The organism is uncultured Thalassolituus sp., assembly GCF_950066645.1.
Lineage (GTDB): Bacteria > Pseudomonadota > Gammaproteobacteria > Pseudomonadales > Oceanobacteraceae > Thalassolituus.
Window position 1 is genome coordinate 373,406 of sequence record NZ_CATMFB010000001.1, and the last position, 15,214, is coordinate 388,619.

General features: G+C 52.4%; 17 protein-coding genes and 1 tRNA gene. 8 read left to right on the plus strand and 10 right to left on the minus strand.

The features are described 5' to 3' along the window. Nucleotides 1-12 precede the first annotated feature (12 nt). The 6 genes from Q1L85_RS01650 to ureG all read left to right on the plus strand — a co-directional run bounded on the left by Q1L85_RS01650 (nt 13) and on the right by ureG (nt 4,285). Nucleotides 13-318 carry an urease subunit beta gene (locus tag Q1L85_RS01650; protein WP_300428364.1) on the plus strand — a complete coding sequence of 102 codons (306 nt, stop codon included), beginning with the start codon at nt 13-15 and terminating at the stop codon, nt 316-318. Next, nucleotides 318-2,033, plus strand: a complete 1,716-nt coding sequence (ureC, locus tag Q1L85_RS01655; RefSeq protein ID WP_300428363.1) for an urease subunit alpha — start codon at nt 318-320, stop codon at nt 2,031-2,033. The genes Q1L85_RS01650 and ureC overlap by 1 nt, the downstream gene beginning before the upstream one ends. A 37-nt stretch (nt 2,034-2,070) precedes the next feature. Beyond that, complete coding sequence (ureE, locus tag Q1L85_RS01660; RefSeq protein ID WP_300428362.1) at nt 2,071-2,595, plus strand: urease accessory protein UreE; 525 nt, start codon at nt 2,071-2,073, stop codon at nt 2,593-2,595. 42 nt (nt 2,596-2,637) lie between these two features. Beyond that, a complete protein-coding gene (locus Q1L85_RS01665; protein ID WP_300428361.1) occupies nt 2,638-2,880 on the plus strand; it encodes a hypothetical protein in 243 nt (80 codons plus the stop codon). A 3-nt stretch (nt 2,881-2,883) separates the two neighbouring features. Continuing rightward, nucleotides 2,884-3,570 (plus strand): urease accessory protein UreF, encoded by a 687-nt coding sequence (locus Q1L85_RS01670; RefSeq protein WP_300428360.1) that lies wholly within the window; start codon nt 2,884-2,886, stop codon nt 3,568-3,570. 73 nt (nt 3,571-3,643) lie between these two features. After that, entirely contained in the window at nt 3,644-4,285 is a 642-nt protein-coding gene (gene ureG, locus Q1L85_RS01675) for an urease accessory protein UreG (protein ID WP_300432094.1), read from the plus strand. Nucleotides 4,286-4,342: 57 nt separating this feature from the next. Here ureG and Q1L85_RS01680 read toward each other — a convergent pair whose 3' ends face one another. The 5 genes from Q1L85_RS01680 to modA form a co-directional block, all read right to left on the minus strand. Beyond that, nucleotides 4,343-5,143: a hypothetical protein gene (locus Q1L85_RS01680; protein ID WP_300426538.1), complete on the minus strand. Its 801-nt coding sequence runs from the start codon at nt 5,141-5,143 to the stop codon at nt 4,343-4,345. Between the two features lie 314 nt (nt 5,144-5,457). Next, nucleotides 5,458-5,534, minus strand: a tRNA-Arg gene (locus Q1L85_RS01685). 97 nt (nt 5,535-5,631) lie between these two features. Continuing rightward, on the minus strand, nt 5,632-6,708 hold the full coding sequence (modC, locus tag Q1L85_RS01690) for a molybdenum ABC transporter ATP-binding protein (protein WP_300426537.1): 1,077 nt from the start codon (nt 6,706-6,708) through the stop codon (nt 5,632-5,634). Then, complete coding sequence (modB, locus tag Q1L85_RS01695; RefSeq protein ID WP_300426536.1) at nt 6,690-7,391, minus strand: molybdate ABC transporter permease subunit; 702 nt, start codon at nt 7,389-7,391, stop codon at nt 6,690-6,692. Before modB ends, modC begins: the two co-directional genes overlap by 19 nt. Beyond that, nucleotides 7,384-8,112 carry a molybdate ABC transporter substrate-binding protein gene (gene modA / locus Q1L85_RS01700; RefSeq protein ID WP_300426535.1) on the minus strand — a complete coding sequence of 243 codons (729 nt, stop codon included), beginning with the start codon at nt 8,110-8,112 and terminating at the stop codon, nt 7,384-7,386. The genes modB and modA overlap by 8 nt, the downstream gene beginning before the upstream one ends. A 68-nt stretch (nt 8,113-8,180) precedes the next feature. Between modA and Q1L85_RS01705 the strand changes: the two genes are divergently transcribed. Next, nucleotides 8,181-8,621: a YtoQ family protein gene (locus Q1L85_RS01705; RefSeq protein ID WP_300426533.1), complete on the plus strand. Its 441-nt coding sequence runs from the start codon at nt 8,181-8,183 to the stop codon at nt 8,619-8,621. 20 nt (nt 8,622-8,641) lie between these two features. Here the strand turns inward: Q1L85_RS01705 and Q1L85_RS01710 are convergent, their stop codons facing one another. The 4 genes from Q1L85_RS01710 to Q1L85_RS01725 all read right to left on the minus strand — a co-directional run bounded on the left by Q1L85_RS01710 (nt 8,642) and on the right by Q1L85_RS01725 (nt 13,730). After that, nucleotides 8,642-9,409: a class I SAM-dependent methyltransferase gene (locus Q1L85_RS01710; RefSeq protein WP_300426531.1), complete on the minus strand. Its 768-nt coding sequence runs from the start codon at nt 9,407-9,409 to the stop codon at nt 8,642-8,644. Between the two features lie 2 nt (nt 9,410-9,411). Next, a complete protein-coding gene (locus Q1L85_RS01715) occupies nt 9,412-10,719 on the minus strand; it encodes a hypothetical protein (RefSeq protein ID WP_300426529.1) in 1,308 nt (435 codons plus the stop codon). After that, nucleotides 10,712-11,401 (minus strand): hypothetical protein, encoded by a 690-nt coding sequence (locus Q1L85_RS01720; protein WP_300426527.1) that lies wholly within the window; start codon nt 11,399-11,401, stop codon nt 10,712-10,714. Before Q1L85_RS01720 ends, Q1L85_RS01715 begins: the two co-directional genes overlap by 8 nt. Nucleotides 11,402-11,477: 76 nt before the next feature. Beyond that, nucleotides 11,478-13,730 carry a hypothetical protein gene (locus tag Q1L85_RS01725; RefSeq protein WP_300426525.1) on the minus strand — a complete coding sequence of 751 codons (2,253 nt, stop codon included), beginning with the start codon at nt 13,728-13,730 and terminating at the stop codon, nt 11,478-11,480. A gap of 275 nt (nt 13,731-14,005) precedes the next feature. Between Q1L85_RS01725 and Q1L85_RS01730 the strand changes: the two genes are divergently transcribed. Then, nucleotides 14,006-14,596, plus strand: coding sequence for a methylated-DNA--[protein]-cysteine S-methyltransferase (locus Q1L85_RS01730; protein ID WP_300426523.1), 591 nt, complete (start codon nt 14,006-14,008; stop codon nt 14,594-14,596). A 27-nt stretch (nt 14,597-14,623) separates the two neighbouring features. On the opposite strand, the gene Q1L85_RS01735 is transcribed toward Q1L85_RS01730, so the two are convergent. Continuing rightward, nucleotides 14,624-15,214, minus strand: coding sequence for a hypothetical protein (locus tag Q1L85_RS01735; protein ID WP_300426521.1), 591 nt, complete (start codon nt 15,212-15,214; stop codon nt 14,624-14,626).

Sequence of the window (15,214 nt, forward strand, 5' to 3'; positions counted from 1 at the left end):
CAGGAGCTGACTATGATACCCGGCGAAATTATTACCGCAGACGGTGACATCACCCTGAACGAAGGGCGTACCACCATCGAGATTGAAGTCGCGAACACCGGCGACCGCCCGATTCAGGTGGGCTCTCATTATCATTTTTACGAGACCAATAATGCGCTGACGTTTGACCGCGAAAAAACCCGCGGCTTTCGCCTGAATATTCCGGCAGGCACGGCGGTGCGTATTGAGCCGGGGCAGACGCGCACGGTGGAACTGGTTGAGTACGCCGGTGCCCGTAAAGTGTATGGATTCCAGAATAAAGTAATGGGTGATCTCTGATGAGTGAGAGTAAAAAAACAATCAGCCGTCGTGCCTATGCCGATATGTTTGGCCCGACCGTGGGCGACCGTATGCGTCTGGCGGATACCGAACTCTGGATCGAAATCGAAAAAGACTACACGCTCTATGGCGATGAAGTGAAATTCGGCGGCGGTAAAGTCATCCGTGATGGCATGGGCCAGTCGCAGAGCGTGTCTGCCAAGGTCATGGACTGCGTAATTACAAACGCCACAATTATTGATCACACCGGCATTATTAAAGCCGACATCGGTATTAAAGAAGGGCGCATCGCTGCCATTGGTAAAGCGGGCAACCCGGACGTTCAGGATGGCGTGACCATGGAAGTCGGCCCGGGTACTGACGTGATCGCCGGTGAAGGCAAAATCATTACCGCCGGTGGTATCGACTCGCATATTCATTTTATCTGCCCACAGCAGATTGAAGAGGCGCTGGCCTCGGGTATTACCACCATGCTCGGTGGTGGTACTGGCCCAACCACAGGCACCAACGCCACGACCGTGACGCCGGGCCCGTGGAATATGGCGCGTATGCTGGAAGCCGCAGATGAATTCCCGATGAATCTGGGTTTTCTGGGTAAGGGCAACGCCAGCCTGCCAGAAGGTCTGCGTGAACAAATCGCCGCAGGTGCGATTGGCCTCAAGCTTCATGAAGACTGGGGAACAACGCCAGCCACGATTGATTGCGCCTTAACCGTCGCGGAAGAAACCGATACACAGGTGGCGATTCATACCGACACCCTGAACGAATCCGGTTTTGTTGAAGACACTATTGCCGCATTTAAGGGCCGCACGATTCACACTTACCACACCGAAGGTGCGGGCGGTGGTCATGCGCCAGATATTATTAAAGCGGCGGGTCTGCCGAATGTGTTGCCGTCGTCGACCAACCCGACGCGCCCTTACACAGTCAATACGGCTGACGAACACCTCGATATGCTGATGGTGTGTCACCACCTTGATCCGAGCATTCCGGAAGACGTGGCTTTTGCTGAGTCGCGTATCCGTCGCGAGACCATCGCTGCGGAAGATATTCTCCATGATCTTGGTGCCTTCTCGATGATCTCATCAGATTCACAGGCGATGGGGCGTGTGGGCGAAGTGGTGACGCGTACCTGGCAGACCGCGCACAAGATGAAAGTGCAGCGTGGCAACCTGCCGGAAGATCCGGAAACTCACGATAACTTCCGGGTAAAACGCTACGTTGCGAAATACACCATTAACCCGGCGATTGCGCATGGCATGTCGCATGAAATCGGTTCGGTGGAAGTCGGTAAACTTGCAGATCTGGTGGTCTGGAGCCCGGCATTCTTTGGGGTAAAACCCGACCTGATTTTAAAAGGCGGATTTATTGCCATGGCGAAAATGGGTGACCCGAATGCGTCTATCCCGACGCCTCAGCCTGTGCATTATCGTCCGATGTTTGGTTCTTACGGTAAAACCCGTAATGCAACCAGCATGACCTTTATTTCGCAGGCGGCACTGGATGCCGGCGTGCCAGAAAAACTCGGCCTTAAAAACCTGATCGGTGTGGTGAAAGGCTGCCGCACGGCGACTAAAGCCGACATGATATTAAATGACTGGCAGCCGGATATTTTGGTTGATCCACAGACATACGAAGTACGTGCGAATGGTGAGTTGCTGACCTGTGAGCCGGCGGAAGTATTGCCGATGGCACAACGTTACTTTTTATTCTAATTAAAGGCTCAGCCGATTCTCTAAATTGAAGAAAAACATGATTGAACTGATTAAAAAATTAACCGCTCACGACGTGTCGCACGCAGATTTATCTGCAGCGAAAACACTGAGCCTGCCGATTGAAGCACGCATCAAAAGCCGACAGCGAGCGACTCTTAACGACGGCACTGAAGCCGGTCTTTTTTTAGAGCGCGGTACGCTACTGCGCGGCGGTGATGTGATTACCGATGGTCAGGGTACGCTGGTGGTTATTAAGGCGGCGGATGAAACGGTATCGACCGTACGCTGTGCTGATCCGCTGTTACTGGCGAAGATTGCATATCACCTGGGTAACCGCCATGTGCCGCTGCAGATTGAATCGGGCTGGCTGCGTTTTCAGCATGATCACGTACTTGAAGATATGGTGCGCCAGTTACCAGGTGCGGCAGAAGCCGCCGAAGTGATTTGTGAGCAGGCACCATTTGAGCCTGAGTCTGGTGCGTATCAGCAGGGTGGTGGTCATCACCATCATTCACATGATCACGAACATACACACGAGCATTCGCACGGGCACTCTCATTAAGAGCCAGAGCGAATGAACGAGAAGATTTTACGGAGAACTACCATGAAAAAAATTATTACTGCAGCAGTCGCAACCGCTTTCTCAATCGCTTTCTCAACTACTGCTATCGCACACGAAGGCGATCACGCGGGTGAATCCCTCGGTGGCCTGGTGCATCACTCACTGTTCGATGCCGACCACCTGTTGATGCTGGTGGGTGCGGCGCTGGTAATCGGTAGTGGTGTTGCCATGTTTGTGCGCAGCCAGAAGCAGAATTCAAACTCTGAGAAGGCAGATAAGCGCTAAATTATGTCGGCTGCGTATTTTCGTCTTCAGCAACTGATCAGCCCGTCTCTGCCGATAGGTGCTTTTACCTATTCGCAAGGTATGGAGTGGGCGGTCGAAAGCGGCTGGATCAAAAAAGCAGACAGCCTGTACGACTGGCTCGATTCACTGCTCAGCGGCACTATGGTGACGATGGAGTTACCTATGCTGCTGCGCTTTGCTGATGCGATTGAAGCTGGCGATGCAGACGCCTGTCTGCAGCATGCGGCGTTTTTATTGTCATGCCGTGAAACCAGTGAGCTGCGCGCTGAAGAACACCAGCGTGGCCAGGCGTTTACCGCACTGCTGGATAAACTGCCTGAATCTGCTGAATGGCCAGAGCTGAATAACCCAGAATGGCGAGCTTCGCTTGAGATGAGCCAGCTTGCAGGCTTTGCGCTGGCTTGCCATAAGTGGCAGATCAACCGCGAAGATATGCTGCGTGGTTATTTATGGAGCTGGCTCGAGAACATGGTGATTGGTGCCGTAAAACTGATCCCTCTCGGGCAGAGCGATGGGCAACGGGTGTTGTTCCGCTTTACCGAAAAACTCGGTCAGGCCTGTGAGCAAGCCTTTGCGATAGAAGACGATGACATAGGTGCATCATCACCGGCACAGGCCATCGCCAGCAGTCTGCACGAAACACAGTATTGTCGTTTATTCCGCTCATAAATGGCTGCGGTTTAAACCTGAATTAAAAACTTAAACTTAATGAGTTTAAAAAGAGAAATTACAGGAATTAAAAATGGCTGATTACAAATCCCCACTGCGTGTTGGTATCGGCGGCCCGGTAGGCTCAGGTAAAACCGCGCTTTTAGAACAGCTCTGTAAAGCCATGCGCGACGATTACCATATCGCCGTAGTCACCAACGATATTTACACCAAAGAAGACCAGCGCATTCTGACTCAGGCCGAAGCGCTTGAGCCTGAGCGTATCGTCGGTGTCGAAACCGGTGGTTGCCCACACACTGCTATCCGTGAAGATGCCTCAATGAATCTGGCGGCGGTTGAAGCGTTGGCGAAGAAGTTCGGTAATCTGGATGTGGTGTTCGTAGAAAGCGGCGGTGACAACCTGTCTGCGACCTTCAGCCCGGAGCTGGCTGATCTGACTATCTACGTGATCGACGTTGCATCCGGTGAAAAGATCCCGCGTAAAGGCGGCCCGGGTATTACCAAGTCTGATCTGCTGGTGATTAACAAAATCGACCTGGCCGATCTGGTAGGTGCGAACCTGAGCATTATGGATTCTGATACCAAGCGTATGCGCGGTGAGAAGCCTTACGTGTTCTCAAACCTGCGTACCGATATTGAAGGCCTGAACGACATCATCAGCTTTATCACCCGTGAAGGGATGCTGAAGAGTCATGCGGAGAAGATGGCGGGGTGAGTAGCTTCCAGATATGTTAAAAAAACCGGCTAATGCCGGTTTCTTTAATCTTTCAGATCAGTTTTTTCTAACGAAATAAGATGTACCTGGCACGGTTAATACATATCCGTGATCGATAAACTGATCTTCTACAGGCTCGCAATCTACACATGGAGTATAAATAGTGTTGATCGTATATCCTTGATATGAATACTCAATCGGGTATTCCCATGAGGAAGTCTCACCTGTTGCCGGGATGTGCGCGCTTGCATATGTACCAGTCCCATCCGGTAGGAGTGTTAGATTATCAAAGCCTGAATCGTATAGCGCGAAACTCCGACTTACACGCTCTGAGTAGTATCTATAAGTAAGCGGATTTTCTTGGATTTTCTTCATGACTCCAGTTTTGAAGAACTCCTCATCACAATGTGTATAACTCCCCTTGATCTCAGTTCCAGCTGGAGAACTGGCAAGCGGTACTCCGACAGGAGTCACAGCGGAAACAGAGGCGAGAGCGTCCGCTTCCGTGCGTCCGATAGCGTTTTTCTCGTATTGAGTTGCAATATAGAAAAGACCTTCACGATATTCCCAGGCGCCGGTCTCACGAACGATATTATAGCGCGGTATGTAATCCAGCTCCTGAGCCCCCTTCATGACGTAACCCAATAAGTACGGAATTTCATATCGTTTCTCATGTTGCATGGTACCGTCTGCGAAAAACGTATAGTTCTCTTCATACGTGTCTTCTGGTAGTTTTCCTTCATTACTCCAGTTACCAACAACACACGATTGCATATCTGTAGTCGGTTCATTGAAAAGTGTGTCAGCACCACAGCCGGAAAAGAGGATAGCAAGGGAGGTTAACGCTAATTTTTTCATTACTAATATCCATGTAGATAAGCGATAGCCGGAACATAATGGTGATTCAATGTGTGGTCTATAGAATTGTTGTAGTTGAAATGGATGTGAGACTTGCTGCGTTACACTGGCTTTGATGGCCATGTCACGATTGAAGGATGGGCTTTAAAGGTCTAGTTATTTTGTTTGGTGGCCGCTTGATTCATGCGAATTCTTGGATAACTTCCGAGTCGAACCTGTCAGAGGTTCTCGTCCTTCTCAGACTTGCGGTTAAATAAAAAGGGCTGTCAGATATGAATGCTACGCAAGCATATCTGACAGCCCTTTTTATTTAATGGCCCGCCCGAGAGGATTCGAACCTCTGACCTTTGCCTCCGGAGGGCAACGCTCTATCCAGCTGAGCTACGGGCGGTTTACGGTTCAGCGTTAAACTGATGTCGTAAGTGCCCGCATTGTATATGGTTTTTTGGGGTGGTTCTACTGGGGTTTCACCTTGATTGATTCCGAATTCAGATCAGGGCAGCGGCTTTGATCTGTGCATAGAGTGAGAGGCCGGGGCGAAGTTGCAGGTGGTTGCCTGAGGCGCGTGTGATTCTGGTCAGCAGTGTGTGTTTGCCACACCGGAGGTAGACGATGCACATGGCAGGGTTGGCGTCCTGTCGTATGTCGGTGATGGTACAGGGCAGGGTGTTGAGTATGCTGCTGTGGCTTTCCGGCTGATGGCTGAGGCTGATATCCCGGGCCTGTATCCATAGTTTGACTGCTTGTCCCGGACGCAGCCCCTGTGCGGGTAATCGCAGAGAGACTCCGGTGTCGATATGCACGTGGGCAAGTTGCCAGTGGCTGTCGATGCTGCTGATGCCCCCCTCGATGATACTGCCTGCTTCACTGCCTATATCTGCCGGAAATGCCTGGTCAGTCAGTATCTCGTGCAATGGGCCGCTGATGGTGGTGCAGCCCTGTTCCAGAGCGACCAGGTAGTCGGCGAGCCGTGCAGTCTCGGCAAGTGAGTGGGTTACGTATATGACGGGTGTGTTCAGTTCGTCCCGGAGTCGTTCTATGTAGGGGAGGATATCCTGCTTGCGGCCCTCATCGAGTGACGCAAGTGGTTCGTCCATTAACAGCAACGCTGGTTGACGCATGAGGGCGCGGACGATAGCAACACGCTGACGCTCGCCACCTGATAGCGATTCAGGTGTCCGCTTCAGGGTGTGCCCTATATCAAACAGATCGAGCAGTGCGTCTTTTTCGGAGGAGGCGCTGCGTTTCAGTGCGTGGCGCTCTGCGAACGCCAGATTATCGGCGACGTTCAAGTGAGGAAACAGGCTGGCTTCCTGAAACACGTAGGCAATAGGGCGCTGATGCGCTGGCAGATTCACCGAGGGACTTAGCCAGACATGGTCACCAAAGGTAATCTGCCCCTTCGGCTGTTCCAATCCTGCGAGGCATCTCAGCAGGGATGTTTTTCCGCACCCTGAAGGGCCGAAAATCACACTGATGCCAGTCGCGGGAAGGTCCAGCTCTGCATCAAGAATAAAGTCGCCCAGCGAGTGTCTGATGTGCGCTGTCAGCCTTGGTTCAGCCACGGGCGCCCTCCTGTGGTTCTGCGTCCGTACACCAGGCTGAGCACGGCAAACGAGAAGACCAGCAGTATTAATGACAATGCGTGAGCCTGAGGGTAAGCCAACGCTTCTACGTGATCGTATATCTGCACCGACGCGACCTGAGTTTCACCGGAAATATTGCCGCCGATCATCAGCACGACGCCGAATTCTCCGACCGTATGAGCAAAGCCCAGGACAGCAGCGGTGATGTAACCGGGTTTGGCCAGCGGCAGTGTAATCAGCCGAAAGGTCGTCCAGGGTGTCGCGCCCAGTGTGGCTGCGACTTCAGCGGGGCGCTGCCCAATATTTCTGAAGGCGTTGGTCAGGGGCTGAACTACAAAGGGCAGTGAGTAAATCATTGAGGCCACGACTAAGCCCGGAAAACTGAACGCCAGTGAGGGGATTCCCAGAGCGGATAAAGTCTGGCCCGCCACACTGTCAGGGCTGAAGGCAATCAGAAGATAAAAGCCCAGCACCGTTGGCGGCAATACCAGTGGCAGGGCAACGGTGGCCTGAATAACTGCTCGTAGCCGGTCTTCGCCCCTCGACAGCCAGAGGGCCAGTGGCGTTGAGAGTATAAGCAGAGCAAGGGTCACGACAGTGGCGAGTTTAAACGTCAGCCAGAGCGCGGTTATGTCCTGTGGTGAAAGCAGCGTGTTACTCATCCGCAGCATCATACCCTTGTTTGTGAATAAATTTTTGGATGTCGTCTGATTTCAGAAAGTTCATAAACTGGAGGGCTGCCGGGTTCTTCAGGCCTTTTGGGGTGATAACACCCCGTTGTCGTATAGGAGCGTGCAACTCCCTGGGGGCGAGCCAGTGCGTCTGGTTATTCATTTTTCGCACCTGCGCGCGGGCGATAAAACCAATCGGTGCGCTGCCGCTGGCGATAAAACGATATGTCTGGCTGATATTCTCGCCCTGAACCTGTGTCACCGATGTAACGTTCAATTGGTTCAGAACTTCCATCGACGCTTTACCGTATGGCGCGACTCTGGGGTTGGCGATGGCCAGAGGGTTAAGCCTGCCGCTTTGCAGATCGGTGAGTGGTGCCTCGCAGCGTTCCGGGCACCACAGAACAACCCGGCCAAGAGCGTAGGTATAGAGGCTGAATTGTGTTTCTGGGTATTCCTGCGCCAGCAGTTCAGGCTTGTCGGCATCGGCAGACAGAAAAATATCGAAGGGAGCACCATGTCGTATCTGTGCATACAGTTTCCCGGAGGAGGCGGAGCTGACATTGATCTCGTGTCCGGACGTTGTCCTGAATCGTTCACCAATTTCACGGGCGCTGTCGGCAAAGTTGGAAGCGACTGCAATATGCAGGCTTTCCGCGCTGGCGGCAGCGCTGATGAATAAGGCCCAGCAACAGATAAAGGTGCGTAACAAAATACGGCCTCAATGTAAGGGGGATAAGTGGCATAATACCGTTTTTCATCTGAGTATCGGGAGCACTTATGCACTGGAATATTTATCTTTCTGGCGAGATTCACACTGACTGGCGTGAACAGATCATCGAAGGCTGCAAAGAACTTAATCTGCCAGTGAGCTTCACCTCTGCGAATACCGATCATGACTCCAGCGATGCAGCAGGAGATTGTCTTGGGCCTGACAGCGAGGGCTTCTGGCGCGACCACAAATCAGCCAAGGTGAATGCGATTCGCATCAAAACTCTGATCGAGCAGTGTGACCTGGCAGTCATTCGTTTTGGCGATAAATATAAACAGTGGAATGCTGCGTTTGATGCAGGTTTCTGTGCCGCGCTGGGCAAGCCATACATCACGTTGCATGGCGACGATATTGTTCATCCTCTGAAAGAGGTGGATGGGGCCGCGATGGCCTGGGCAACGACGCCAGCACAGGTGATTGACGTCATTCGGTATGTGACTCAGGGCTGAGCCTTTGCCCGACCCTGGATTCAGGGCTTAGTGGCAGTGATAAAATCCAGCTCCCAGCAGAGCCCTGTTTGTCCATCACTGAGTGTTTCGAAGCCCAGGTGTGATTTCAATGCCTGGCTCACTTCTTGTGCGGTTGCGAGATCAACCCCGAACATGAGTTTGCAGTATTTTCCGGCTTCCGCTTCGTCACTGTATATCCAGTGATAGCGGCGGGTCTCTCTGCGTACATCAACAAAGCCAGCGTCTCTGAGACTCTGTTCTGTCGCGCGATTAAAGTACCAGCCCTCGTGGCCCATGCTGTTGTGATCGCTTAACCAGCCGTCGAGAAACTGCGCTGTTGGGGAGTCTTCTCCGGCATCTGCGAGCATACAGGTACCGCCCTTGCGCAGAATCCGGAACAGTTCGGAAAAGAGAGGTTTCTTATCTTCGGTATGATGCAGTCCGGCAAGACTGATCGCGATATCCGTACTGGCGTTTTCAAGCGGGAGGGCGTCTATGCTGCACAGATGCAGAGGGAAGCGGCTGCCCGAGTATCCCAGTTCTCTGAATAACTCACTGGTTTCCAGGTGCGTTAACTGCACATCATCCGGAAGATAGTGCGCCAGGTAGCCACCCCCGGAAGGAATATCGACAACCTGCATTCCGGGTGTCATCTTCAGACCTTTCAGGGCCGCTAAGAATTCTTCAGTGCGCGCCTCAGGCCAGTTGAGCATGGCCTGGTGGTAGGCGTCTGCGCGCTTGTTGAAGATGTCTTTGTAACTTCTTAAGGGGGTATCAGTTTCAAACATCTTCAGATCCTGCAGACAAATTCTTCAAATTTTCCGGAAGCTGCGCGTGGAATCTCATTGGTTATCCGTATTTCAATGTTAAAGGGATATCCCATTGCTTCCTGAATAATACCCATCATCTTTTTTTCACGAGCCTTGTCCGGTGGGTTATCGGAGACAAGGTGGACAACAATGCCGGTGGCGGAGACCTGTTCGAGCTGAAACTGCGCGTCAGGTACGAGATCCATCAGGGCCATTGGGTTATAAGACGGCCAGCTTTTGCGGCCATCGGGATATTTCACCAGATTTCTTGTTCTGCCGATCACCCGTTTAATCACCGGGAGGGTAATGCCGCAGTCGCAGCCTGCACCTGCAATAGCGTAGTCACCGATTTCATATCGGAGCAGCGGCATGATGTAATTCTGCAGCGATGTAACGACTACCCGCCCAGTCTGGCCAGGTCTGCAAGGGGCATTGTTGTCATCAAGAATTTCGACAATGCAGTTTTCCAGCTGAATATGATAGTGATCGTGTCGGGGGCACTGCAGTGCCATGTAGCCCATCTCCTGAGAGCTGTACATGTCAGCGACACGACATGAGAAGGCCGTACGGCAGTACTGACGCATTTCTGGTGTCAGTGTTTCGCCTAAGGTGGAAATCCCCTTCAGAGACAGCTGTGCGCCCATACGGCGATGTATTTTGGCCAGCTCCAGCAGGTTGCTGGGATACGTCAGGAGATAATCGGGCTGGATTTCTGTGAGCCAGCGATACTGAAGTTCCAGAGGTTCGATACTGTTCAGCGTCGACATTTTACCGGAATATCCAAGGGTCGCGCTCGCAGGCCCCCAGTGGCCCTGGCTGACACCCGGATACCGCGCCTTCTCGGGCGCCTGATATTTTATAGCTGCCATGTGACCACTGAGGTCACGCCCAGCCCACAGGTGATCCCGCACGGTCTGTGCACGCCAGAACATCTGAGCGTAATCAGAGGAGTAACTGACAACCGGACGACCGGTCGAGCCAGAACTCCGGAACTCATACGCTTTACCGTGGTTCTCCGGTGGCGATTCGCTTTGCAGGGTAGTGCCGGCTTTCTGTAAGTTCGCGCGGGTCAGAATCGGAAACCGTTGCCAGTCAATCTTACCCTGCATCCGGATAATTTCCGGATGATTCCGGTAATAAGGTACCGTCTGAAGGGCGTGTTGCAGCAGCTGAGTAAGGCGCTGATCGACGAGGCGCGACTGCTCTTTCAGCGGCAGAGTCTGCGTCTGCTGCAGACGGAACTGTATTGCCAGCGCGCTGGCAGTATTTCCGGTAGGTATATCAATCATCGGATTTTTCTGTGGGGTTGGCCCGCTCCAGGCGCTTTGCGTACCGCTCAACCATAATGGCGTGTAAATCTGGGTTTTCGGTTTTCAGCTGCTCAATCGAGTCTGCAAACTCTCTGTCGCGCTGAAGACGCTGCTCCTGCGAGTATTTTCGGCTTTCTTCCTTGCGCTTTCTGTTTATTTCGCGCCGAACCGCCTGAGCCTCTTCTTTAGTCAGTGTTTTCCAGTCGGCTTCCGTAACGTTGGAAATATCGATGTGAGCAGGGATGCTGTTTGATCTGCCCTGTGCCGCCGTTGCCGGGTTCTGAGCCACTTTTGCCTCTGCGAGTTGAGCGACGGGAACCAGGTTCCTCTTTCCGCCGTACTCACCAAGGGGAAGTACATCAATAGAAGTAAGTTGCCCTTTGTCATCAAACCCCTGAATCGTACTGAATTGTCCTTCGACGACGCGAATCAGTTGACTGAGTCCCAGTTCAATACGGGGTAACTCAATAATGGCGTTCATCGTATCGTCACAACGAATACTGATACCCGCTTTATCGTTCAGTTCAGAAAGGAACAGAACAACATCGGCTTTCTCTTGCTGAGGTAGAAATGTTCCGTCTGTATTCCTGATCAGTAACTCAGCGTTCGCGAACAAAGGAAATAACAGGAGCAGAGGGATAAATAGTCTGTGGTATTTCATGGGAGGGTTATCCGGTAGAAACTACAGAGGGGCTTGCGCCCCTCTGTAAACGGAATTAACTCAGGTTAATTCGCAATCAGTCGAGCCAGTTGTACTGTACACAGTTACCCAGTGCACACTGAGCACCCGTCGTGATACCACCGGCCAGACCAGCTGTTTCACCCGTACCTGCAGTCAGGACAGCGTCATCGTTAACGGAAGAGTAACGATCGGCGCCACTGTAGAGGTACGCCTGACCAGCAAAGCCACCTTCGGTGTCTTCAATGGAAGCATCAGCATTACCACCGGCGAGGCTGAGATCGCCGCGCAGGGAAACACGCTCTGCAGCATTCATGAAGATGAAACCTGCCCAGCCGCCGTTGTTGCCACCATTACCGCCATTCATGGAGATATCCATATTAATGTTGGCATTGCCATAGAAAGACCAGGCGTACAGGTCACCAGCTTCATTACCGCTGTAGTAAGTGTCTGTCGTGGCTGTACCTTCCGCAGACCCACCATCAGAGTTCAGAGTACCAGTCGCTTCGACATCATCGAGGCCCGACAGGTAGAAGCTACCGCCGGATGCACCAGAGGCGCCATCTACGTCTTCGGCTGTGAAGCCGGTTGCGTTACCACCTGACAGTGACAGGTCACCCTCGAACGTCACAGGAGTTTCTCCCACCTCGGCCTGCATAAAGTAGCTCTCAGTGTATGAGGAGATACTTACGCTACCGCCGGCACCGGCTGAGCCGCCTTCAGCACCGTATTCAGTGTTGTAAACAGCGTCACCGCCTTCAGCGATGATACTGGTTGATACTGCAACAGGTGCGGTAGGAGCGTATGCATAGGAGTTATCCATTTCATTGCTCTCGGCGTAAATGTTTACGCTACCTGCTGGGTAACCTGTTGCGCCATTACCGCCAGATACATCGATAGACTGGTAGCCTACAACCAGGGTTTCGTATTCGGACAAGGAAGTAGCGTCATGGTTGAACGAAATATAACCACCGTTTCCTCCGCGGTATCCTGCAGCGTCGCTATAACCGTCGGCAATCAGGTTGCCAGTTACAGCGAACATACCTGCAGCACCTTCGCCACCAAAGCCATTGTCTGCTTCGTATGAGTTAAAGGAAATATATCCGCCATCGCCACCAGTGTAATCGCCAGCCGCGGAACCGCCAGATACATTGATACTACCAGTGTTAATCAGACGAGCATCTTCACGATTTACTATCTCATTGTAGTAAGGCTCGATTTCAAAGGTCACGTAGCCGCCTTCACCGCCGCTGCTGCCATCTTCGGTGTTGACTGCGTTGGCGCCCAGCGCACTGATATCGCCAGTGTTGATCAGAACCATTGGGCTGTAGAAGTAGACCTGGGCTTCGTTTGAGCTGTACAGGTTGTCACCGGTACCGCCATTCAGAGATATAGCGCCGGTGTTGGCAATCATAACTTCTGAACTAATGTAAACGTCACCACCTTCGTTGACTGAACCTTCCGCGCTGTCGCCTGCATTGGCCGTGATCGCGCCAGTGTTCTCAACAGCATACTCACCATTAAGGTTGATAGAACCGCCTTCACCACCGACAGCATCTGCTTCGGTCACATCAGCGCCGGATGCGTTAATCGCACCAGCATTAAAGATGTACATAGCATTAATGTTGAGATCGCGTGCATCCGGGTATTCAGCGCTCTGGCCGTTCAGTTCAATAGAACCGGTACCGGAGTATACAAACGGGTTCAGGTTCAGGTGAGGGCGCAGATCTGAATCTACTTCGTCGCCTTCCAGTGCATTGGCGGTAGTGATCGCGCCATTGTTCACGATGTCATTTGGCAGATACAGATACGCAGTGCTGCTATCTGTGGCCAGCGTCAGGGTTGCGCCTTCTGCGATTTCAATGCCAGTAATCAGAGTGGCCAGCTTGCCGAGAACAGGAGAATCTTCTTCGGTATCGCCGTCATAGCGATACAGGCTGCTGCCGTAATAGTAAACGTCGCCGCTTTCCAGAGTATCTTCGCTGGAGTAAGTCTTGATAGTGACGCTAGAAGACACGGTCAGAGGGTTGCTGCCCAGGTTTACTTCGTAATCAGGAAGATCGTAGTCAGCATCCGGGGTACCGCGGTTACTCAGGGTTACCTGGCCGTAGCTGGAGGATTTCTCCAGAGAAACACTACCGCCATAATTACCACGGTACATGCCATCACCACCTTTGGCAGAGATGACGGAAGTACCTTCGCTGTTGTTGCGCAGGCCATCGGCTTTTGAACTGGAAGAATCGCCGCCACAGGCGGTCAGTGTGATTGCAGTTGCGAGGGCCGCAACTTTAAACGGAAGAGCGTAGCTCATGATCGAGTTCCTTCGTCATTTATGTAGTAATCCGGGCTGAGGCATTTTTTGAGATAAGCCTGATCAGCTGACCCGCAACCATACCGTCAATCGAGTATCAGGTAAAAGGATTTGTCGGGTCAGTTTGTTGGCGTATCCGGTCTCAGTATGACTTCAGCGGTTAACTGATATCATAATTACCAGTATTTTTAAGGCATTGAGTCACATCATTTATTGGTGTCAGAAAGGTGCTCTGGCCCACAATTATGACAATTGATCGCGCAAGGGAGAGACATTTGGTTCAGAATAAGGCCACTCTGAATGGCGCAGGTGGCATCATGCCCGGAAAATCATTGGTTTCGTTAAACACCGGTTTCGGCGTGTCCTCATTAGGACTCGTGCTGGTGGCAGAGTGTGCCGGCGAGATCTGTGCTGTTTCTCTTGGGGATGATCGCCTGGCGATGCTCAATGAATTGCATAAGAGCTTTCCGAACGTGCCGGTCAACCGGGCGGGGTCGCCCCAGCTGTCAGGGCTGATCGCCAGAGTGGTTCGTTGTATAGAAAATCCAGATGAATCCAGAGCGGAGTTGCCACTTCATATTCTGGGCACCAGTTTTCAGTGTGATGTCTGGCGTGCGCTGCAGGAAATCCCTCCAGGCGAGGTGCGGACATACGCTGAGCTGGCCCGTGCGACGGGGCATCCTGACGCGACCCGGGCCGTAGCGAATGCGTGTGGCGCGAATAAGCTGGCGGTAGTTATCCCTTGTCACCGTGTGGTGCGTTCAGATGGTGGGCTTGGCGGCTATCGATGGGGCGTCACCCGCAAAGAGCGACTGCTGAATCGCGAAGCTGGTATTGAGCACGCGATCTGTACGGGTACCTTCTGATCTTCCCCTCGCTGATCCTTGAGTCGCTTACTTTCCTTTCTCAATTTCGCGAATCAGCTCTGGTGGATAGCGCACGCGAATTTTCTTATAGCGCTCAGGGTCTGACTCTCTGATTGCCATCAGACGAGTTTTCTGGCGTTCCATCTGTTCACGCTTCTGTTCTGAGAACGTGCGCTCCGTCATTTGCTGGCGCTCCTGATGGTAACGTTGTATGACGACTTGTTTGTCCTGTTGTGGAAGGGCAGCCCACTCTTCGGCGGAATATTCGCCTGCTTTTTTTGTGGTTGAACCTGTCGTTGTGTTCGAGGGGTTTACCTCTGAGCGGCGGATCAGAATCAGATCAGTAACAGACGTCCTTCCTTTGGGGAGAATATCAATGCCCGTCAGTTTCCCCCCCCGATAGGAAGAAATTGTGCTGAATTCCTGTTCCAGCCAACGCAGTAATGCGGGGTCACTCAGGTCGCTGCTATAACTCACTGAGTTGGCAATGGCCTCTTTTGAGTAGCGAACAGTGACGCCGGTGTCACTGAGTTGTGCAAGACGATTGAGCAGATTCTCTTCTGCACTGGTATGGCCGCATATCAGCATACTCGCGACAAGCAGGAATCTATGGAACAT